We start from the raw sequence: 20,073 nt of genomic DNA on the forward strand, positions 1-20,073 counted from the left end.
TTTTTTAGGGCAATTCAGCCAATCTAGATATGTATAAATATACTAGAACCTTTATTCAACATATAAAAAAAGGAAGCCGAAGCTTCCTGATTCATTAACAATACAAATTAAACATGTGCTTGAGTATTTGCTTCCATCATTTTACGATCTACTTCTTCAGGATTGTTTAATGCTTCATTCAATTTAACGGTGTCTAGTTGCCCTACCCATTTTGCAACAACAATCGTTGCAAGTGAGTTACCAACAAGATTGGTTAAAGCACGTGCTTCAGACATGAAACGATCAATACCTAAAATCAGAGCCAAGCCTGCAACTGGAATATGCCCAACAGCAGACAATGTCGCAGCCATAACAATAAAGCCAGAGCCTGTTACGCCTGCAGCACCTTTAGACGAAATTAAAAGGACAACTAGCAAAGTAATTTGATGTGAAACATCAAGTTGCGTATTGGTTGCTTGGGCAATAAAGATGGCTGCCATAGTCAAATAAATAGAAGTACCATCTAAGTTAAATGAATAACCCGTTGGAATAACCAAACCAACAACTGACTTTTCACAACCTGCGATTTCAAGCTTTTTCAACATTCGAGGCAATACAGACTCTGAAGATGAAGTACCCAGTACAATCAATAATTCTTCACGAATCATGCGGATCATTTTTAAAATACTGAAACCACAAATTCGGCTAATTGTTCCTAAAACAAGGAAAATAAACAATAAACATGTGATATAGAAGCAAATAATCAATTGACCTAATTGTGCAAGACTCCCAATTCCATATTTACCAATCGTAAATGCCATTGCACCAAATGCACCAATCGGTGCAAGTTTCATAATCATATTCACAATGTTAAAGAACACTTGTGCAATTTGATCAATAAACTTCAATACAGGTTTACCTGCATCACCTAGTTTATGTAGTGCAAATCCGAATAAAATCGCAAACAATAAGACTTGAAGAATTTCACCTTCAGCAAATGCGCCGACCACAGTATTCGGAATAATATTCATGAAGAAATCGAGCGTCGACTGCGATGCCCCAGATTCCACATACTTCGAAATACCTGAGGTATCTAAAGTTGCAGCATCAATATTCATGCCTACACCCGGTTTCGCAATATTAATGACCAATAAGCCAATTAATAATGCGATGGTGGATACAATTTCAAAATAAAGTAAAGCAATACCACCTGTCTTACCCACAGATTTCATACTTTCCATACCCGCGATACCACTCACCACGGTACAGAAAATCACAGGCGCAATAATCATCTTAATCAGGCGAATAAATGCATCACCTAATGGTTTTAATTGTTCACCTAAACCTGGAATACTTTTTTTAACACCATCAACAATTTCAGTTGAACTCGGGAAAAAGTGCCCCACTAACACACCAGCAATAATTGCAATAATCACTTGAAAATAGAGTGATTTATATAAAGGTTTTTTAGCCATAATCATAACTTCTTCACATATTTCCGCATTTAGAAATATCCAGTTTTTTGCATATTCAAATAAAAATACACAGCCCTTGAATCCCTTGATGTAACAAGAGACAAGATTTTTAAATATAAAAATCCGCTTTAGAGAGAAATCTCTAAAAGTTTCACCACGAGTTCAGCTTATTACTTTCGGATTTAGTCAAAATTATTCATGTGAATAATTTCAAATAAATATGCAACAGGAGATTGAATAAATGAATAATTTTACGTCCTGTTCAGTTTAATCAACTTTTTCTTGTACGACTTCCTTGATTTGTTAAATATGCTTAAAAATAAGCCACTACATTATTAGACATTAGTCGAAGTATAATCTTCTTAGTTAATTCATATATGTTTTGTGTCATAGTGTATTTAAGCTTTTCTTCTGGTTTTTCGTCGCCTGTTATGAGTACAAAACGCAATCTATATAAAGATTTTGAACATCCTTTTGCACAATACGTCCGTATTGTTGGAAAAGGTAAAAATGGCGCTAGATCATTAACTTATGATGAAGCCTATCAAGCTTTTTCCATGATTTTAAAAAATGAAGTCTTAGATGTTCAACTCGGTGCTTTTTTAATGCTTCTTCGGGTGAAAGAAGAGTCAGTAGATGAGTTAACGGGATTTGTCCAAGCGACCAAAGACCAATTGAGTTTTCAACCCTTACAGATTGATTTAGATTGGTCATCTTATGCAGGTAAGCGCAAACATTATCCGTGGTTTTTATTGTCTGCGCTCACCTTAGCAAAACACGGCTATAAAATAGTGATGCATGGCGCTTCTGGACACACCATCAACCGTATGTACACCGAACAAGTCTTGGAATACCTAGGTTTTAAAATCTGTCAAAATGAAGATGAAGTCGCTGAACAACTCACATTACACAATTTCGCTTATTTACCTTTAGATGTGATTTCTCCAGTTTTAAGCGACTGTATCGATTTACGGAATGTGATGGGTTTACGCTCGCCTATTCATACATTGGCACGTTTAATTAATCCCTTTAATGCCAAAGCCACAATGCAAGCAATTTTTCATCCTGCATATCGCAGTTCGCACCAACAAGCTGCATTTCAATTGGGTTATCAAAACAGTGCTGTGATTAAAGGTGAAGGGGGTGAATTTGAACGTAATCCAGATGCCAAAACCTTAATTTGTGGAATCAAAGATGGTGAATGTTATGAACATGAACTTCCTAAACTTACCGAGAACCGCAGCCCAGTTGAAGAGGAATTAGATTTAGCCATCTTTAAATCTGTATGGGACGGCGACCAAAAGCATGAATATGGAGAAATCGCCATCACAGAAACTATGGGAATTGCTTTATATACTATGGGCATTTCTGGTACGTATCAGGATGCAATGCTTAAAGCACAAACACTGTGGGATACACGTTTTCAATTATTTTGAATAATTGAAAATTAAAACTACCTAAATCATTAGGTAGTTTTAATAGATATTCAGACATTTTTATTTAAGATATTTACGGAAGAATAAAATAAAAATCAGGCCAATAAGGCCATGCCTGACCAGAAGAGTGCATATTTTTGAGTTTCAAACGATCTCCATTTTGAATAGTGATCTGATTATACGATCCTGATAAATAAGCATCCTTTTTCTTCCCGATTAAATCGATACAATATTTTTGATCTTTATTTATCTTTTGAGAGGCATCCATTGCTGTCGAATTTTGAATATCAATACCAATCATCAACATCGGAAAGCCATCATTTTTAATAGATGTTTCCTGCTTGGTGGGAGTTTGAAATTTTGAACTAGGAATAACAACAACGTCTATTTCACATATCATTGGCTTTTCAGCAAAAGTAGCCGTTGAACAATAAGATGAAAGTACAACTAAAATAGAATAAAAATAACGTTTCATATCAATTCTCATTTTTTATTCTTATTCGATTTTACATCCCTCAAATCGTTTTTTAAGAGAAATAAAGGGCTTTATTTACATGCATGCAGAATATCAAGTATTTCAATTTAATTTTTGACTTGACCTAATGGATAGAACTTATTGATATTTGATAAAGTAAGGCTTTTACTCAAGCCTTACTTCCACTTTTTAGAGAACTGATCAAGTTGAACACTTAAACGAAACGAATCGGTTTAAATTCAGGCTCAGGTACATGAGAATCACATTCTTCATCTTCCTCTTTATACCCTTTATCAATATACCCAGTACGTTCTTTTGCAGAAACATTCTCGTGTTCCCACGCAATCACTGCTTGCATACTAATTTGACGTTGTTCAGCTGTTAAAGCAATACCATTTGGCCACTTACCGATTTCAACGGCTGTCTTTAAACGCTCAACAATATCCGCGTCTAAAACAGAAAGCATTTGTTCAATATTCATGGTCAATCCTGCTGTTGAAAAGAGTCAAAATCTTGATTCCACCCCAATTTAGTACGACAAGCCATATAAAAGTCATAACCGGGTGGATGTAATAACATAAGTTTGAACGGATGTTTGCGAATATGCAAATAATCACCCACATTTAAAGAAACACTGTGTTGACCGTCAGCACTAACCATGGGTAATACACGGTTTTCACGAATTTTTATTTTTATTTCGCTTTGACCACCTACCACAATCGGGCGAGATGACAAGGTATGTGGATGCATCGGCACCAACGCAATCGCATCCATACTTGGATGTAAGATTGGACCACCACCTGACAAAGCATAGGCTGTAGAGCCTGTCGGAGTCGAAACGATTAAACCATCACTGTGTTGACGATAAACATATTGCCCATCAATATTTAATTCAAAATCAATCATATGAACCGATCTACCTGAATGCAGTACCACATCATTCAACGCAATAGCATCATAAATCGTTTCATTATTGGTGCGGACTTCCATTTCTAATAAGAAACGGCGCTCTAACTGGAACTCGCCTTTTAAAACCTGATCTAGCTTAAAGATCACTTCTGTTGGCGTAATATCGGTTAAAAAACCTAAACGCCCACGGTTCACCCCAATCACAGGTGTATTGTATTTAACCAAAGCACGTGCGGCATGTAATAAAGAACCATCACCACCGACAACAATCACCAAATCAACCACTTCACCCAACAGATGTCGACTGACAGTTTGAGTATTGCTATAAGGAACCAGTTTCGCTGTTTCTGTATCAAAAACAGGATGTAAGCCTAAACTCAAAATATGATCATGAATCAGACTTAAAGTCTCAATAACAGAAGATTTATCAGGTCTTCCTATGAGTCCAATATTTCGAAACGTCTTTGGTGAAATTTGCACAGTATGCTATGACTCCACAGGTATTAGGCTATATAATAGCATTATCAAAATTATTTTTAAAAAGCATTCAGTAAGCAATTTACTGTAGTTTTACCTTTTAATTCATTTATTTCACAGTTTAATTATTGCAAATTTGCGAAAAGCTTCGCATGATTAACAAAAATAATCAGGGTCTTATCTTTATATATGAAGTCTGAACGTGGTATTGGCTTAATTGCATTAATTTTTTCTATTTTGGTAATTGCTGCATTTCTAGCATTTAGTATTTATCTTATTCGGTTAGATAATAGTATTCGTGATAAATTTGAAGGAAATCGTTGGGATATTCCTGCTAAGGTATTCGCACGTCCGCTTGAAGTTTATGCCAATGCACCTGTTTCTCAAGCTGAATTTGAACAGGAACTCAAACTTCTAGGCTATAAAAATGGTGAAAGTTATGCCAAATCAGGCAACTATGTTGCTCAACCCAATTCACTGTATGTACATACTCGTGGTTTTGATTATGGCGATAGCGTAGACCCTGAACAAGTTTTACAAGTGTCTTTTAGCAATGATCAAGTGGTTGATGTAAAAGCAACAAAACCCTCTAGTACTGGTATGGCACGTTTAGAACCGATGTTGATTGGAGGGATCTACCCTCAACATAATGAAGATCGTGTGCTGATTAAATTAAACAAAGTACCGAAACCACTCATTGAGGCTTTAATTGCGACAGAAGATCGTAACTTTTACCATCATCATGGTATCTCGGTGAGAGGTACAGCCCGTGCTTTAGTGAGTAATGTAACGGGTGGTAAGCGTCAAGGTGGTTCAACACTGACCCAACAATTGGTTAAAAATTTCTTTTTAACCCCTGAAAAAACCTTAAAACGTAAAGTAAATGAAGCCCTGATGGCTTTTTTGCTTGAATTTCATTATAGCAAAGATGAAATTTTAGAAGCTTATTTAAATGAAGTGAATTTGGGTCAAAGCGGCAACTATTCAGTTAATGGTTATGGTCTGGCATCTCAATTCTATTTTGGTTTACCGTTACGTGAATTGAATATTGCGCAACAAGCCTATTTAGTGGGTTTAGTGCAAGGTCCAACGCTTTATAATCCGTGGAAAAATCCTGAAGGTGCTAAAAAACGTCGTGATGTTGTGCTACATAACATGTTGGTGATGAATTATTTAACTCAAGAACAATATGAAAAAGAAATTGCACGCCCTTTAAATATTGTAGATAAACCAACCATTGGCACGGCTCGTTTCCCTGATTTTCTTGACATTGTTCGTCGCCAATTAAAAACTGAATATCAAGAATCTGATTTAACCAATCAAGGTCTACGTATCTTCACAACTTTAGATCCTATTGCACAAACTAAAGTACAAACCAGTTTCCGTGAAACAGTTTCTCGTTTAACCAAAGCAAACCCTGCTCGTCTCAAAGATTTGCAAGGTGCTGTATTGGTGACTCATCCTGAAAATGGTGAACTAATAGCAGCTGTTGGTTCCACTCAAGATTTTACAGGTTTTAACCGTACCATTGATGCCAAACGTCAAGTTGGCTCTTTGCTTAAACCCGTTATTTACTTAAGTGCGATTGAATCTGGACGCTACAATTGGGCAAGCCAAGTTGAAGATAGTCCAATTAGCATTCCAATAGATGGCAATAAATCATGGACACCTAAAAACTACAGCGGTGGTGGTCATGGCTATGTGCCAATGGTACAAGCTTTAGCAAATTCATATAATTTGGCAGCAGTACGTGTTGGACAAGAGTTTGGTATTTCTACATTTAGCAATAATTTAACCAAATTTGGTGTGACGTCTAACATCCCTAAATACCCTGCAATTTTCCTAGGCGCAGTGGATATGTCACCGATGGAAATGACCAGTATTTATGGTAATTTCGCGACTGGTGGTTTTAAATATCCAACCAAAGCCATTCGTTCAGTTGTAGATTCACAAGGTCGTCTTTTAGAACGTTTTGGTTTAAATGTTCAACAAACCATCGACCCTTCTGCTGCTTATATTTTAAATTATGGTTTGCAACAAGTGATGTCTGCAGGTACAGGCAAATCAGCTTATAGTGTATTACCCGCTGACCTTAAACTCGCAGGAAAATCTGGAACAACCAATGATACACGTGACTCATGGTTTGCAGGATATTCAGGCAATAACTTAGCTGTTGTATGGCTCGGTCTAGACGACAATAAAGTCACTGGTCTAACGGGTTCATCAGGTGCACTTCCTGTTTGGATTAATGTAATGAAACAGTTGCGTCAAAAGCCTGTGAATTTAAATCAAACAGACAATGTACAATGGCAATGGATTGATAGTGCGACAGGTAATTTATCTGCGCAAGGCTGTGAAGGTGCAATGTATATTCCACTGTTGCGTAATACTGTGCCAAATCGAGCAACAGCTTGCGGTATGCCACATTATCAAGTTGAACCAACTTACATGCCTGATACGCAAAATAACGCCTCTCAACCTAGTTCTAACGATAGTATAGAAAACTATATCCGCGATAGCGAAAGTGATATGCAACAAGACCTAGATTCTAATGGTCGTGTTATTTCCAGTGGTAGTTATCAAAATTAGTGATCAAAACTAACGTTTAAATGTGAGTGTCTATGTTGTTTAAGCACATCATTGTGATGGTTGGATTAGTTGGTTTAGTCGGGTGTCAATCACTCCCGACTCAGACCAATGCCCCAAAGAAAAAAGAAGAGCCTGTACAGGAAAAACCTCAAGGTGTTAAAACGCCTGATGGAATTAAGATCACACCTTATGATCGTCCTGAAATTAAGCGTGAACCTCTTCAAGTCATTGTGCCTCAGCAAAAAGCGCCTGCTCAAAAATTCAATGATGGTCAGGGACTACCTGTTTTTAAACAGTTGATGCAACAAGCTCAATCTGCCTTAAAACAAGGACAGTGGGACAATGCAGAAAAATTTGCCTTACAAGCACAACGTCTTGCCCCGCAATCGGCTGAAACTTTTTTATATTTGGCTTTAATTGCCAATCATAAAAACCAAGCAGCCAACGCTGAATCACTTGCACGGCGCGGATTAAGCTATGCTCAATCAAATGCTATGCGAAAACAGCTTTGGCTGACGATTTTAAAAGCAGGGCAAACTCAAAAAAACAATCAAACGATTCAAGAAGCACAGGCTCGATTAAAATCACTTTAACTTGAATTTTGATGATGATTAATAATTAAAAAAATAACGACTTTGAACTCATATTGCTTCAAAGTCGTATCTCACACATCTATTCACATCTTAAAAGCTACGAATACCTGCAATACCGTAGGCATGGTGTTGCTGAGCTATTTCTAAATCTTCTGGTTTTAATCCACCCAATGCAAACACAGGTATATCACAGGTTTCAGCCAATTCTTGAAAGCTTTCCCACCCGAGAGCAGCTGTATTCGGATGGGTTTCCGTGCTTTGTACAGGACTTAATAAAATAGCATCAACCCCCAATTGCTGCGCATGTTGTACAGAGACAGCATCATGGCAGGCAGCAATACAGCGAATGCCCACAGGTAATTGACCTTTTTTGAAAGACATCAATTGGTTTTGCTTAATGTGTACTGCTGAAATATGTTGTTGCTGAACGGTAGAAAGTAATTTCCAATGTTCTATATTTAAAATTAAATGATTCAACTGATCATCAGAATATTGTTCAAATTCTACTGAATTAAATTCAGCTATTTCAGTACGCCAATACAACAAAGTATCTTCTGACAAATATTTTAATTGATCTAAATCATGAGAAATTTTGATGTAATGTTGCCACATCAATCGTTGAATAATCGCTTGATTGGCTTTTGGAAAGTTCAAATGTTGTAATTTTTCTCGGCTATACCATGTCCACGGCTTTTGAATGCTCGATAAAGACTCGGTTGTTGCGTAAGCATGGAATAAATGTAAATTCACTTGAATATCATCATAGTCATGCTGAATCACATCAAAAGTATGCCATTGCTGAATACCTATTCCTACCTCTTCAAATACTTCACGACGACACGCTTGCTCAGGGCTTTCACTCGCTTCTACTTTTCCGCCAGGAAACTCATATTTATTGCCTTGATGCTGATCGGCTGTACGCCACCCGACTAAAACTTTTCCGTGATAAAAAATCAATGCAATTGCAACATGTATAGATGGTTTAGACATAACAAAACTTATGAAAGACTTTTACAGAGTGTAAGCAAAATATTATTTTTTGAAAATGATAAAAATTATCGTTGACAGGTCTATTCGATAATGATTATCATTTAAATCACTAGGTAAACACCCCACTCGGAGCAATAAAAAATGAACGCACCTTTTAGCTTATTTACACGTAATACTGATGTCGCACATTCTTTACCAATGTTACATTCAAACAATCTTTTTGCATTAGGTCGTGAGATTCGCATTATGCATGCTGGTGAGGAATACCGCCTACGCTTAACACGTAATAACCGTCTCATTCTAACCAAATAATAAGAAGAAAAACTGACAAAATAAAAAACGTGGGAACAAGCAGTATGAATCAGCGCATACTGCTTTTTAATATTTATCCTATCTTAAAATAAAATGATCCGTATGTTATAAGAAACTATGATTCACACGATCATTTCATGCTTATTTGACTCTATTAATTTAAAGGAACAACACGCAGTACTTCTTCTAAAGTTGTTAAACCTGCAATGACTTTACGTGCCCCGACAATACGTAATGGCTCAACACCTTCTTTCTTTGCTTGCTCACGCAATTCATCTAAAGTCGCACCTGCACTGATCTTTTGCTTAGACTCCAAACTGACAGGCATGAACTCATAGATGCCTACACGCCCTTTATAGCCTGTTTGACGGCACTCTTCACAACCTACAGCTTTAAACACAAAATCAGGCATCTGAATTGCATAATCAAAAGTTAAATGCTTCCACTCTTGATCATTAATAAACGTTTCTTGCTTACAATGTGGACAAAGTTTACGGACTAAACGCTGTGCCAAAACACCTAAAATAGTTGCTGCAGTTAAAAAGGGTTGCACACCTAAATCATGCAAGCGAGTCAGACTAGAAGGTGCATCATTGGTATGCAGTGTAGATAAAACCAAATGACCTGTTAATGCGGCTTGAATAGCCATATTTGCAGTATCTTGGTCACGAATTTCCCCGACCATAATAATATCGGGATCTTGGCGCATGAGCGCACGAATACCATCGGCAAAACCTAAATCAATACCTTGATTCACCTGCATTTGGTTAAAGCTAGGTTCAAGCATTTCAATTGGATCTTCAATGGTACAAACATTCACTTGATCCGTAGCAAGCTGTTTTAAAGATGAATAAAGTGTTGTGGTTTTTCCTGAACCGGTTGGCCCCGTCACTAAAATAATGCCGTTACTGTGTTGAGTTAAAGTCTGCCAATCTTTCAACAGTTGTTGATCAAAACCCAATTGCTGAAAACTTCTGACCAAAACTTCTGGATCAAAAATTCGCATCACTAATTTTTCACCAAAGGCCGTCGGTAAGGTGGATAAACGTAATTCTGTTTCTTGTCCTTTTGGTGTCCGTGTTTTTAAGCGCCCATCTTGGGGTTTACGCTTTTCTGCAACGTTCATACGCCCTAAAATTTTAATTCGAGAGATCACAGCGGTAAGTGTATTTGCAGGCATATTATAAATAGTGTGCAATACACCATCGATACGGAAACGAACCTTACCATTTTCTTTGCGTGGTTCTAGATGTATATCACTTGCGCCTTGTTCAAAGGCAAATTGCAGTACCCAGTCAACTAATTTCACAATATGCTGATCATTGGCATCTGGATTTTGCGTATCCCCAAGTTGTAAAAGTGCTTCTACACCTTTATTTTCACGGTCGTATGTTCCCGATTTTTGTGAATTACTGACAGCACGACTGACTTGATAGTATTCAATGAGATAGCGTTGCAACTGATCAGGATTTAAAAATACTCGTACAATTTTTTTGGGACTTAAACTACGCTCTAAGTTATGTACCCAGTCTGAAAGATAAGGCTGATCTGTTCCAATTAAAATAGTATCCGCAGACACTTCTACCGCAAGTATGCGATTTCTTAAGGCAAATTCTTGTGACATGACATTGGTTAAAGCAGCGACATCCGCCTTCAAAGGATCAATCACATAAAAAGGAATTTCTGTTTTTTCAGCTAACCATTGGCATAAAATGGTCAAGGTTAATCTGTGCTGTGGTTGTTTTTGATCACTCAGATTAAAATGTGCAATCCATTGTAAAGGATGCCATTTTAATTGTTCTCTTTGTCTATGCGTTGTTTGAACCAATAATTTATCACGCTCGGAAATACGATTGTCTTTTAATAATTGTTCTAAACACCAAGTTGTATCAATTTCAAAATTAAACTGCATTGTTATGTCCCCAATCATGAAAACATGATAGCAAAATATTTTTAGCAATAATGATGTTTAGCCTGTATTTTCGCTTCAAAATATAGGCAGTCACAAAAATGAATCCAATTTCTAACTTCAAATAAATGACACTTTTTATACACTTAGCCTTTTAATTATTTAGATTTCATATAAAACACTTAAAACTGATACTTCAACCCTAAACGGTTTTGTAAAAAAGTCTGTTCACTCCGTGGAGAAGTTGCTACACCAAAAAAATTGGCAATACTCCATCCTTTTAAAGCACCCGATAAATTATAAAAACCATAAACCACATATTCAGATTGGTTCAATGCTTTTACATCATCAGAATCTTTCAAATTCATAAATGAATAATTCGCACCCAAATAGAGTTGATCATTCAATGGACCTTCTATAGCCATCATAAAGGCATTGCCTGCTCCTAAGTCTTGCGTACTGGTAAAAAAAGGTTGCGCAAAATAAGGACCAGAAGCGGTATAAATCATATACGGTGCAAACAAAGCGCCATTTAAATAACTATTTTTATTCGGATGAATATAGTTATATGCGGTTTTTAAAGTAACGCGATCCAATGGCTGAATGGCTAAAGAAATACCAACACCTTGATGGTCAACCTTTCCTGCATAGGATTTACCTTGATCTTTGGCATACATCATTTGTAGACCTAAATCGGGTTGATATTTATGATGTGACCATTGCACATGCCCTTCCACATAACCCAATTGGTTATAATCATTATAAGATTGATACCATGCTTGTGTTTTTATTATCTGCTGTGGCAGTTCAAAACTTTTTGCACCACCGAGTGACCACATTCCATCGGTTTCTATTTCAGTGCTATAACGTGATGTTTTAAAAAACTGGTCATCTGCATAGCTTTTAAAACGATCTAGCCATGTTGCACGAATATAATCATCTTTTTGTCCATAGCGAATATCTGCTGCACGAAATAAAGGAGGCATGACACGCCAATCATAATCTCCTAAAAAAGGCACATCTAAACTTTGTTGCCCAAGTTGTACTGACCAGTCGTTGACCTGCCAATTTAAATAAGCTTCAGCTAAACCATCTTTGTCATTCCTTAATTCTGATACTTCATTTTTACTCGGATCTTTATCGTCTAAACGCCACTGCCCTGCATAACTTACACCCGCTTTAAAGCCTTGCCACGATGCAGTTTCATACTTAAAAAATCCACCTGTAGTAATGGTATCTTGATTTAAATTTTTCTCAAAATAAGCATCATGCGTTGAATAATACAACGTGTTTAAACGACCTGAGACTGAGCCACAAACCAATGCATTGGCTAAACTTTCAGTTTCACACGCAGTGCTATACAGAAATAGCCCATTCACTTTTTGCTCTGCAACAACATAAGGTGAAAATAATAACCCTATCCCCAATAATGTAATGACTTGCTTTGACATATTTTTTCACTTAATAATGGACTTTTTGTATAAAGCCTTCTGCTTCAAGGAGAAGAGTAAATAGCTTTTTAATATTATGTAAGATGCCTAATTATATTTAAGATTGATACAATACTGATCCTAAAGCAATCTCCCAATAACTCGACAAATAATCAATTATATTATTCCAATGCGATGAATTTATTTTTAGGTATCTATCATTTCATTTTATATATTTTAGGCACCTTAAAACCTTTCTTATAAGCACTTTATCATTTTAGCGTAAAGATAAATATTGGCTACAGGTCAATAAATATATCAAAAATCAAGTTTACACTTGATCTCGCACCATAAAAATAAATATGCACGATTATGTCATCACAATGATTAGAAAAACTAAAAATAATATTAACCCATATTAAAATGTATCTTAAATATTTTTAATCTAAACAATCCAATCATTTTAAATTTACTTAACCATTTAAATTTATTCATTTTATTTTTAAAACAGCTTGCGAATTAATCAAATCACATATAATATTAAAAATGTGAAAAACATCACACTTTAAAATAAAAAGACGATTTAGACTATGAAAAAATCACCTATATATCTAGCTTTAATTACTTCACTTACTTTAACTGCTTGCGGTGGCGGTAGTGACAATAATTCATCTTCAAATACAAGTGGCAATAGTGCTAATCCAGCAAATAATATAGAAGAAACCGCTTCAGTAAATAATAATTACAATACTGAAACATCAAAAGATATTCAACAATGGTATTCATATTCAAATGAGAGTGGTGAAAGTCTAAGCTTTATAAAAAATACAATAACTATTGAAAATGACAAGCAATATACTAAAAGTGTAGGTTTAGGAAATACTAGAAATAGCATTGATCCTGTCTATTTTACAAAGTCCTTTGTCTATCAAAGCAATGCTGTTGAACATCCTGAATACGGTACTCAAACAGCTGCCATTCTGAATGCAAATGCCAATGAATGGAAAGTTCAGCCTTATTCAAATAACCCAAATGCAAATGATCTCACGTTTACGAAAAAAATTAGGACTATTGATTTATCCGGTTCAAATATGCTTGAGACTATTTTCTTTGATGCGATATATGCCTATCAAAATACAGCAAAAGCATCAGCAAAAAATGCTATAGGTAGCGCGATGTATAATTTTTTAGCAACCCATGCGGAATCACAATTTCCAGAAGGTTCTAAATGTTATGTGGTATTAAATGAATCAGCGAATGTTCCTTTTATTAAAGTTGATAAAAGTATTCTTGCTCAGACAGATAGCGATAGTTTTAATCTAGAAAAATGGGAAGACTATAAAACCCAAGCAACAACATTCTATGTAAAAATGAACAATATTGAAGGCTATTTTGAACCTGATGCAAATAATAAAACCTACTATGGCTTAGTCAATTATAATGGTTATAAGCGTTTTGCAGAATATTATTCAAGTGGAATGATCTATGATGGTGAAGCCCAAATTAAAGAATTAGAAAATGATTTATCATACTATCAAGATAATGAATTAAAATTTAATCAAAGCTTGCTCAATCATTTAAAAAACAATTACTGTGAGTATTATAATAATGTTGCATCCAATGCAATCAAAACTCGCTATATTCCACTTTAACTCGAACAATCCTATAACTGACTATTCATAGCCTTTTTATTTACCCCTAAAAAGACAAATAAAAAGGCATTATATAAACAGTCGAATCTTTTCTACGACTTAGATAGATTACAATCCAGTTTTATTCATATAGCAATTCTTGTAGTTCCTGTATTTCTATTGAATCAGTCAAAACTTTAAATTTTATATTTAAATTTGCAAAATTCATTCCATATATTCGTTCATGATCATCTTGATAAGCAGGTCTAGGATCTAATGACAGTACCTGTTCTAGCTCATTGATACATTGTTCATCAATTTTTTGAGATTCAAGTAAATTCTGTTTATGTTGTGCTGCAATTTCAGTCCAAATCACCTGCATTCTTTCGGGTTCTAGCTGTGCATAAGCACTTTTTGCACCATCCACCTTATCTGAATAATGAATATAGGGTTTAATATCGACAATTGGTGTACCATCTAATAAATCACTCCCTGTGACATAAACTCGAACAGATTTTCCAACTTTTTTAACTTCTTTTAACTGAACGACAGACAAACCAATCGGTGAAGGTCGATACATACTTCGTGTTGCAAATACACCTATTTTCTTATTTCCACCTAAACGCGGTGGTCGCACCTGTGCTCGAAATTTTATACTATCTTGTTGATTTTTATTATTATGGAACTGCCAAACCAACCATAAATGACTAAATTCCTCAATTCCTTCAAATGCTAAGATATCATTATATGGAGCGACCATTTCAACATAAGATTCAATTTGAACCAAATTGGGTTGGCGTGGGATACCAAATTTTTCCTTATACGGAGAGTGCATATAACCAATAATAGGCAAGCGAAGTTCAGTCATAATCACTTTTTCTGATAAGCTCAATTAAATATATTCAGTTTATAGAGAATGATTTTAGATTAGAATAGTAAGTTGTTCTAATTTGATAATTTATTGAGACCTTTAATGGCTGCTTTCAACGTCGAAAAGATTACTCACGTGCACCACTGGAATGACACATTATTCAGTTTTAAAACGACACGTGATACTGCGTTACGTTATAAAAATGGTCAATTTGTGATGATTGGACTTGAAGTCAATGGTAAGCCTTTAATGCGTGCTTATTCTATTGCTAGTGCTAACTACGAAGAAGAGTTAGAGTTTTTCTCAATTAAAGTACAAGATGGTCCATTAACTTCTATTTTACAAAAAGTAAAAGTTGGTGATGACATCTTAGTTTCAAGAAAGCCAACAGGTACTTTGGTTCATGATGATTTAAACCCAGGTAAAAATTTATACCTTCTTTCATCAGGAACAGGTCTTGCTCCATTTTTAGCCACTATTCGTGACCCTGAAACCTATGAACGTTATGAAAAAGTGATTGTTGTTCATGGCACTCGTTTCATTTCTGAATTGGCTTATCAAGATTTAATTTTAGATGAACTTCCAAACCACGAATTTTTCCAAGAATTGGGTATTCGTGAGAAATTGGTATATTACCCAACGGTGACTCGTGAAGACTTCCGTAATCAAGGTCGTGTAACGACTGCGATTGAATCTGGTGAATTGTTTGAAAAAATTGGTTTAGAGCGTTTCAACCCTGAAGTTGACCGTGCAATGCTATGTGGTAGTCCTGCTTTCCTTAAAGATGTTGCAGTACTTTTAGATCAACATGGTCTAAAAGAATCACCACGTATGGGTGAACTTGGCGATTACGTGATTGAACGTGCATTTGTTGAAAAGTAAGTTTGATATTTTTATAAAATGAATAAAAAACCGAGGTTGATGCCTCGGTTTTTTTATTTAAATTTTTGTCTAAAGCTCTGTACTGTAGACAACATCTAAAAATAGAAAATATTTTTCCATTTGACGCTAGCTTCTAAGTTACTTAATTAAATTTTACTCATTGATAGTTATATTTTTTCTAATTTTTTTATGATTTTTATACTCTACTTTATTTTATTTATTAGATATACCTTTAAAAATATTATAACTCAGCAAAATGAGAAAACTAAAAAGTTAGACTTATTTTACTTTTCTTCATAGAATCTCTGACAATTTATCTGATCAAGGATAAAATAAAGTTTTATAAAATAAATCTATAAGTTTTAATTACTGGATAATACTCTATTCTCTCTGCGTTCTTGCATTGCTTTTTGAATTACCTGATAACCTGCCGTTAAACCGAGTGTTGCCATCACCAGTGCGACCAATAAATCTGGAATTAAACTACCTGTTCCAAAGACACCCACAGCAGCGAGAATTACCGCAACATTACCAATCGCATCATTACGACTGCATAACCATACAGATTGCATATTGGAATCACCATCACGGAAAGCATAAAGCACGACTGCGGCAATCACATTAGCAATCAAAGCCAATACACCAATTGCACCCATGGTAATCGCTTCAGGTGGAATACCTTGCGTATAAGCATAGGCTGTTTTACCAATCACGACTAAACCAAATACAGCCATGGTTGCACCTTTCACCAAAGCTACAGTTGCACGCCAATATAAACTTGCACCTAACACTGCAAGCGAAATACCATAGTTCAAAGCATCACCAAAGAAATCCAGTGAATCTGCCCATAATGCTGAAGAATGTGCATAAGCTCCACCAATTAGTTCAACAAAAAACATCGCTAGATTAATCACCAAAGCAATCCATAATGCTGTTCTAAATTTACTGTTTGGTTTTGGTGCTACGGGTTCATGACTGCAAGAACATGCCATTTGCATTCTCCTGTTAATGTATTATTCTTATTCAAAACTATGGACTAACTCCAAGGTCAAGCGGTACGATAAAAATGATTCAACATTATTTAATCAGTGATTTAGCTAAAAAAACTCAACTGAGTACAGATACCATTCGTTTTTATGAAAAGAAACAGCTCATTCAGCCCAGTTTTCGAGCAGAAAATAATTATCGTTATTACAATGATGAAGCACTGAAACGCTTAATTTTCATTAAACGCTGTCGTGCATTAGATATGACATTGCATGAAATCACACAATTATTGGAAAAAACTCAGCATCCAGAACTTGGATGTAAAATTATTGATCAATTGATTGAAGAACATATTCAACATGTAGAAAGCAAAATTAAGGAACTATCTTCCTTTAAAATACAATTACAAGAACTACGTCAATCTTGTTCTTCTACTACAACGATAAATCAGTGCCAAATCGTTAAAAAATTGGAAATGAATCACTAAAACCCGACCTTTTTACTAGGTTGAATATAATTTTCAAACACATACAATAAAACCATATTTTTTTTATGCCTTTATTTGAATCATGAGCATTTCCCACGTTACTGAGCTTTTATCCCCTGCTGGATCACTCAAAAATATGCGTTATGCATTTGCGTATGGTGCAGATGCTGTTTATGCGGGTCAACCACGTTATAGCTTACGTGTTCGTAACAATGCTTTTGATCATGACAATTTAAAAATTGGGATTGCTGAAGCACATGCTTTAGGCAAAAAATTCTATGTGGTCGTGAACATTCAACCCCATAACAGTAAACTGAAAAACTTCATTCGTGACCTTGAACCTGTGGTCGCCATGCAACCTGATGCATTCATCATGTCAGACCCTGGTTTAATCATGATGGTTCGTGAGTGCTTTCCAAATGTTTCTATCCATTTATCTGTACAAGCCAATGCAGTGAATTGGGCAACCGTGAAGTTCTGGAAAAATATGGGTTTAACTCGTGTGATTTTGTCACGTGAATTATCTTTACAGGAAATTGAAGAAATTAAACACAATGTTCCTGATATGGAAATTGAAGTTTTCGTACATGGCGCACTCTGTATGGCTTATTCTGGTCGTTGCTTACTTTCAGGTTATATGAATAAACGTGATGCAAATCAAGGCGCTTGCACCAATGCTTGTCGCTGGGAATATAAAATTCACAAAGCAGTAGAAGATGTGTCTGGGGATGTCATTCCAGTTCAATCACTGGAGACAGTGCCTTGCTGTAACAATAAAGATGCCGACGAGCAACAACACCAATATGACGAACCGGTTTTATTACAAAGAAATGATGAAGATATGTTTGCTGCAGAAGAAGATGAACATGGCACCTACTTCATGAATTCAAAAGATTTACGTGCTGTTCAGCATGTTGACCAACTGACGAAAATGGGTGTTCATTCACTGAAAATTGAAGGTCGAACCAAGTCATACTTTTACTGTGCACGCACTGCACAAATTTATCGAAAAGCCATAGATGATGCTCAGTCAGGTCAACCCTTTGATGCATCGCTAACCACTCAGTTAGATGGTTTAGCAAACCGTGGTTATACCGAAGGCTTTTTGCGTCGCCATGTGCATAGTGATTATCAAAACTACGAAACTGGTTCTTCTCGTTTTGATCATCAACAATTTTGTGGTGAGGTTTTAGAGCGTGTTGGTGAATATATAAAAATTGATGTGAAAAATTATTTTTCCGTTAGTGACTCACTTGAGCTCATGACCCCATCAGGCAATATTACATTCACACTCACTGAAATATTAGATCAGAAAGGTAATTCAATTACTGAAGCAAAAGGTTCAGGTCATATTGTCAATATCCCGATACCCGCCGATGTAGACATGAATTATGCCCTGCTGATTCGCAACTTACCCAAATCCACCATCAATATTTCAGCGCCTTCATTGGCTTATATTGTCGCGTAGGCAAAGGAAATAAATATGGCTTTAATGATTACTGAGCAATGTATCAACTGTGATATGTGCGTTCCCGAATGCCCTAACCAAGCGATCTTTGAAGGTGAAAAAGTCTATGAAATTGATGTCGAACGCTGTACTGAGTGTGTCGGATTTTATGAGCATCAAACCTGTATCGATGTCTGTCCGATTGAATGCGTCGTTCCTGATCCCAAACATCAAGAAAGCAAAGAGCAGCTTATGACGAAATTTCATTATCTTAGTTTATTTGGATGATGAAATATCATCACGCAACGTCTTACATAAAGCCTTTTATTTCTCCTTTATTGGAAAAATAAAGAATTCTTAAAGAATGATTCGAGATATCTAATTTTTGGTATACATTTTGCTTTATTACACTTAAACAAAATAACAGTGAAGAATAACAATAAATAAAAAAGAACTGAGTAGGTTCGTCTAAGCCACTCATTTCACGTAAAAGGGGTAAAACAATAAAATCAAAGACAAAAAGCCAGAGTATTTGGGGATACTCTGGCTTTTTCTTTATCTAAATCTATGAACCATTGCAAAGTTATACATCTAATGCTTTTTTGATATAACTTTTTTCTGCACCATTGTTGTGTAGCGATTGTAATTTCATCTCTTTGTGGTGCAGTGAGAAAGTAATAATTCATCGCATCTATGACTAAAGCAAAGAATATTTAACATGCTATATGAAATCTTTTTTATCTCTTTTCAATAGAAGGTAATGAATACTTAAATAACGTGTCAAAATCTCATAAAAAAAGGAATTGAATTCTTAGCAAATTCAACTCCTATAAAAGGGAGAATACAACTTTATCTATTTAAAACCTAAGTATGTAAAAGCACTTAGGTTTTACTGTATAACTCTATGAATTACTGACCTGATCGATAAATTACTGACCTGATCGCATCATATAATCGAAAGCAGACAAAGAAGCTTTAGCACCTTCACCAGCAGCAATAATAATTTGCTTGTATGGCACAGTGGTACAGTCACCTGCAGCAAATACACCTTTTACATTGGTTTCATTACGATCGTTCACCAAAATCTCATTGCGGTTTGAAAGTTCAACAGCAGTGCCTTTTAAGAAATCTGTATTTGGCAATAAACCAATTTGTACAAAGATCCCCGCAAGCTCAACAGTATGCTCTACATCA

General features: G+C 35.6%; 19 protein-coding genes. 9 read left to right on the plus strand and 10 right to left on the minus strand.

What is annotated here, in order from left to right:
* Positions 1-107: 107 nt before the first annotated feature.
* A complete protein-coding gene (locus tag B9T35_RS15590) occupies positions 108-1,454 on the minus strand; it encodes a dicarboxylate/amino acid:cation symporter (RefSeq protein ID WP_086192035.1) in 1,347 nt (448 codons plus the stop codon).
* A 431-nt stretch (positions 1,455-1,885) separates the two neighbouring features.
* Here B9T35_RS15590 and B9T35_RS15595 point away from each other — a divergent pair, with 431 nt between their 5' ends.
* Positions 1,886-2,890, plus strand: coding sequence for a glycosyl transferase family protein (locus B9T35_RS15595; RefSeq protein WP_086192036.1), 1,005 nt, complete (start codon positions 1,886-1,888; stop codon positions 2,888-2,890).
* Positions 2,891-2,963: 73 nt separating this feature from the next.
* Here the strand turns inward: B9T35_RS15595 and B9T35_RS15600 are convergent, their stop codons facing one another.
* The 3 genes from B9T35_RS15600 to B9T35_RS15610 form a co-directional block, all read right to left on the minus strand.
* Positions 2,964-3,365, minus strand: coding sequence for a hypothetical protein (locus B9T35_RS15600; RefSeq protein WP_086192017.1), 402 nt, complete (start codon positions 3,363-3,365; stop codon positions 2,964-2,966).
* A 214-nt stretch (positions 3,366-3,579) separates the two neighbouring features.
* The gene (locus B9T35_RS15605) at positions 3,580-3,846 is read right to left on the minus strand and encodes a YeaC family protein (RefSeq protein ID WP_086192018.1); all 267 of its coding nucleotides are present in this window, start codon (positions 3,844-3,846) and stop codon (positions 3,580-3,582) included.
* 2 nt (positions 3,847-3,848) lie between these two features.
* Positions 3,849-4,754 carry an NAD(+) kinase gene (locus B9T35_RS15610; RefSeq protein ID WP_086192019.1) on the minus strand — a complete coding sequence of 302 codons (906 nt, stop codon included), beginning with the start codon at positions 4,752-4,754 and terminating at the stop codon, positions 3,849-3,851.
* 186 nt (positions 4,755-4,940) lie between these two features.
* Here B9T35_RS15610 and mrcB point away from each other — a divergent pair, with 186 nt between their 5' ends.
* Both mrcB and B9T35_RS15620 read left to right on the plus strand, forming a co-directional pair.
* The gene (mrcB, locus tag B9T35_RS15615) at positions 4,941-7,340 is read left to right on the plus strand and encodes a penicillin-binding protein 1B (RefSeq protein ID WP_086192020.1); all 2,400 of its coding nucleotides are present in this window, start codon (positions 4,941-4,943) and stop codon (positions 7,338-7,340) included.
* A 35-nt stretch (positions 7,341-7,375) separates the two neighbouring features.
* Positions 7,376-7,933, plus strand: a complete 558-nt coding sequence (locus B9T35_RS15620) for a tetratricopeptide repeat protein (protein WP_416202454.1) — start codon at positions 7,376-7,378, stop codon at positions 7,931-7,933.
* A gap of 90 nt (positions 7,934-8,023) precedes the next feature.
* On the opposite strand, the gene B9T35_RS15625 is transcribed toward B9T35_RS15620, so the two are convergent.
* Positions 8,024-8,923, minus strand: a complete 900-nt coding sequence (locus B9T35_RS15625) for an NUDIX domain-containing protein (RefSeq protein WP_086192022.1) — start codon at positions 8,921-8,923, stop codon at positions 8,024-8,026.
* Between the two features lie 141 nt (positions 8,924-9,064).
* On the opposite strand from B9T35_RS15625, the gene hemP reads away from it, so the two are divergent.
* Positions 9,065-9,235: a hemin uptake protein HemP gene (gene hemP, locus B9T35_RS15630; protein WP_086192023.1), complete on the plus strand. Its 171-nt coding sequence runs from the start codon at positions 9,065-9,067 to the stop codon at positions 9,233-9,235.
* Between the two features lie 154 nt (positions 9,236-9,389).
* Here hemP and B9T35_RS15635 read toward each other — a convergent pair whose 3' ends face one another.
* Both B9T35_RS15635 and B9T35_RS15640 read right to left on the minus strand, forming a co-directional pair.
* Entirely contained in the window at positions 9,390-11,147 is a 1,758-nt protein-coding gene (locus B9T35_RS15635; RefSeq protein ID WP_086192024.1) for a GspE/PulE family protein, read from the minus strand.
* Positions 11,148-11,326: 179 nt separating this feature from the next.
* Complete coding sequence (locus B9T35_RS15640) at positions 11,327-12,595, minus strand: hypothetical protein (protein WP_086192025.1); 1,269 nt, start codon at positions 12,593-12,595, stop codon at positions 11,327-11,329.
* Positions 12,596-13,164: 569 nt separating this feature from the next.
* Here B9T35_RS15640 and B9T35_RS15645 point away from each other — a divergent pair.
* Positions 13,165-14,226 carry a hypothetical protein gene (locus tag B9T35_RS15645; RefSeq protein WP_086192026.1) on the plus strand — a complete coding sequence of 354 codons (1,062 nt, stop codon included), beginning with the start codon at positions 13,165-13,167 and terminating at the stop codon, positions 14,224-14,226.
* Between the two features lie 121 nt (positions 14,227-14,347).
* Here the strand turns inward: B9T35_RS15645 and tsaA are convergent, their stop codons facing one another.
* The gene (gene tsaA / locus B9T35_RS15650; protein WP_171264304.1) at positions 14,348-15,073 is read right to left on the minus strand and encodes a tRNA (N6-threonylcarbamoyladenosine(37)-N6)-methyltransferase TrmO; all 726 of its coding nucleotides are present in this window, start codon (positions 15,071-15,073) and stop codon (positions 14,348-14,350) included.
* Positions 15,074-15,178: 105 nt separating this feature from the next.
* Between tsaA and B9T35_RS15655 the strand changes: the two genes are divergently transcribed.
* Positions 15,179-15,958: a ferredoxin--NADP reductase gene (locus B9T35_RS15655; RefSeq protein WP_086192027.1), complete on the plus strand. Its 780-nt coding sequence runs from the start codon at positions 15,179-15,181 to the stop codon at positions 15,956-15,958.
* A gap of 362 nt (positions 15,959-16,320) precedes the next feature.
* Here the strand turns inward: B9T35_RS15655 and B9T35_RS15660 are convergent, their stop codons facing one another.
* Positions 16,321-16,950: a cation transporter gene (locus tag B9T35_RS15660; RefSeq protein ID WP_086192028.1), complete on the minus strand. Its 630-nt coding sequence runs from the start codon at positions 16,948-16,950 to the stop codon at positions 16,321-16,323.
* A gap of 77 nt (positions 16,951-17,027) precedes the next feature.
* Here B9T35_RS15660 and B9T35_RS15665 point away from each other — a divergent pair, with 77 nt between their 5' ends.
* From B9T35_RS15665 to B9T35_RS15675, 3 genes are all read left to right on the plus strand, one after another.
* Entirely contained in the window at positions 17,028-17,432 is a 405-nt protein-coding gene (locus tag B9T35_RS15665; protein ID WP_086192038.1) for a Cd(II)/Pb(II)-responsive transcriptional regulator, read from the plus strand.
* A gap of 82 nt (positions 17,433-17,514) precedes the next feature.
* Entirely contained in the window at positions 17,515-18,900 is a 1,386-nt protein-coding gene (yegQ, locus tag B9T35_RS15670; RefSeq protein ID WP_086192029.1) for a tRNA 5-hydroxyuridine modification protein YegQ, read from the plus strand.
* A 15-nt stretch (positions 18,901-18,915) separates the two neighbouring features.
* The gene (locus B9T35_RS15675) at positions 18,916-19,167 is read left to right on the plus strand and encodes a YfhL family 4Fe-4S dicluster ferredoxin (protein ID WP_086192030.1); all 252 of its coding nucleotides are present in this window, start codon (positions 18,916-18,918) and stop codon (positions 19,165-19,167) included.
* A 641-nt stretch (positions 19,168-19,808) separates the two neighbouring features.
* On the opposite strand, the gene B9T35_RS15680 is transcribed toward B9T35_RS15675, so the two are convergent.
* Positions 19,809-20,073: FAD-dependent oxidoreductase (locus B9T35_RS15680; protein WP_171264302.1), on the minus strand; the 265-nt coding region annotated here is incomplete at its 5' end.

It is taken from the genome of Acinetobacter sp. ANC 3832, from assembly GCF_002135415.1.
Classification (GTDB): domain Bacteria; phylum Pseudomonadota; class Gammaproteobacteria; order Pseudomonadales; family Moraxellaceae; genus Acinetobacter.

Bases quoted from the DNA above. Each gene is read 5' to 3' on its own strand.
- tsaA (WP_171264304.1), bottom strand. From the start codon at position 15,073: ATGACTGAACTTCGCTTGCCTATTATTGGTTATATGCACTCTCCGTAT.
- B9T35_RS15635 (WP_086192024.1), bottom strand. From the start codon at position 11,147: ATGCAGTTTAATTTTGAAATTGATACAACTTGGTGTTTAGAACAATTA.
- B9T35_RS15625 (WP_086192022.1), bottom strand. From the start codon at position 8,923: ATGTCTAAACCATCTATACATGTTGCAATTGCATTGATTTTTTATCAC.
- mrcB (WP_086192020.1), top strand. From the start codon at position 4,941: ATGAAGTCTGAACGTGGTATTGGCTTAATTGCATTAATTTTTTCTATT.
- B9T35_RS15605 (WP_086192018.1), bottom strand. From the start codon at position 3,846: ATGAATATTGAACAAATGCTTTCTGTTTTAGACGCGGATATTGTTGAG.
- B9T35_RS15595 (WP_086192036.1), top strand. From the start codon at position 1,886: ATGAGTACAAAACGCAATCTATATAAAGATTTTGAACATCCTTTTGCA.
- B9T35_RS15590 (WP_086192035.1), bottom strand. From the start codon at position 1,454: ATGGCTAAAAAACCTTTATATAAATCACTCTATTTTCAAGTGATTATT.
- B9T35_RS15660 (WP_086192028.1), bottom strand. From the start codon at position 16,950: ATGGCATGTTCTTGCAGTCATGAACCCGTAGCACCAAAACCAAACAGT.
- B9T35_RS15600 (WP_086192017.1), bottom strand. From the start codon at position 3,365: ATGAAACGTTATTTTTATTCTATTTTAGTTGTACTTTCATCTTATTGT.
- B9T35_RS15645 (WP_086192026.1), top strand. From the start codon at position 13,165: ATGAAAAAATCACCTATATATCTAGCTTTAATTACTTCACTTACTTTA.
- B9T35_RS15675 (WP_086192030.1), top strand. From the start codon at position 18,916: ATGGCTTTAATGATTACTGAGCAATGTATCAACTGTGATATGTGCGTT.
- B9T35_RS15640 (WP_086192025.1), bottom strand. From the start codon at position 12,595: ATGTCAAAGCAAGTCATTACATTATTGGGGATAGGGTTATTATTTTCA.
- B9T35_RS15655 (WP_086192027.1), top strand. From the start codon at position 15,179: ATGGCTGCTTTCAACGTCGAAAAGATTACTCACGTGCACCACTGGAAT.
- hemP (WP_086192023.1), top strand. From the start codon at position 9,065: ATGAACGCACCTTTTAGCTTATTTACACGTAATACTGATGTCGCACAT.
- yegQ (WP_086192029.1), top strand. From the start codon at position 17,515: ATGAGCATTTCCCACGTTACTGAGCTTTTATCCCCTGCTGGATCACTC.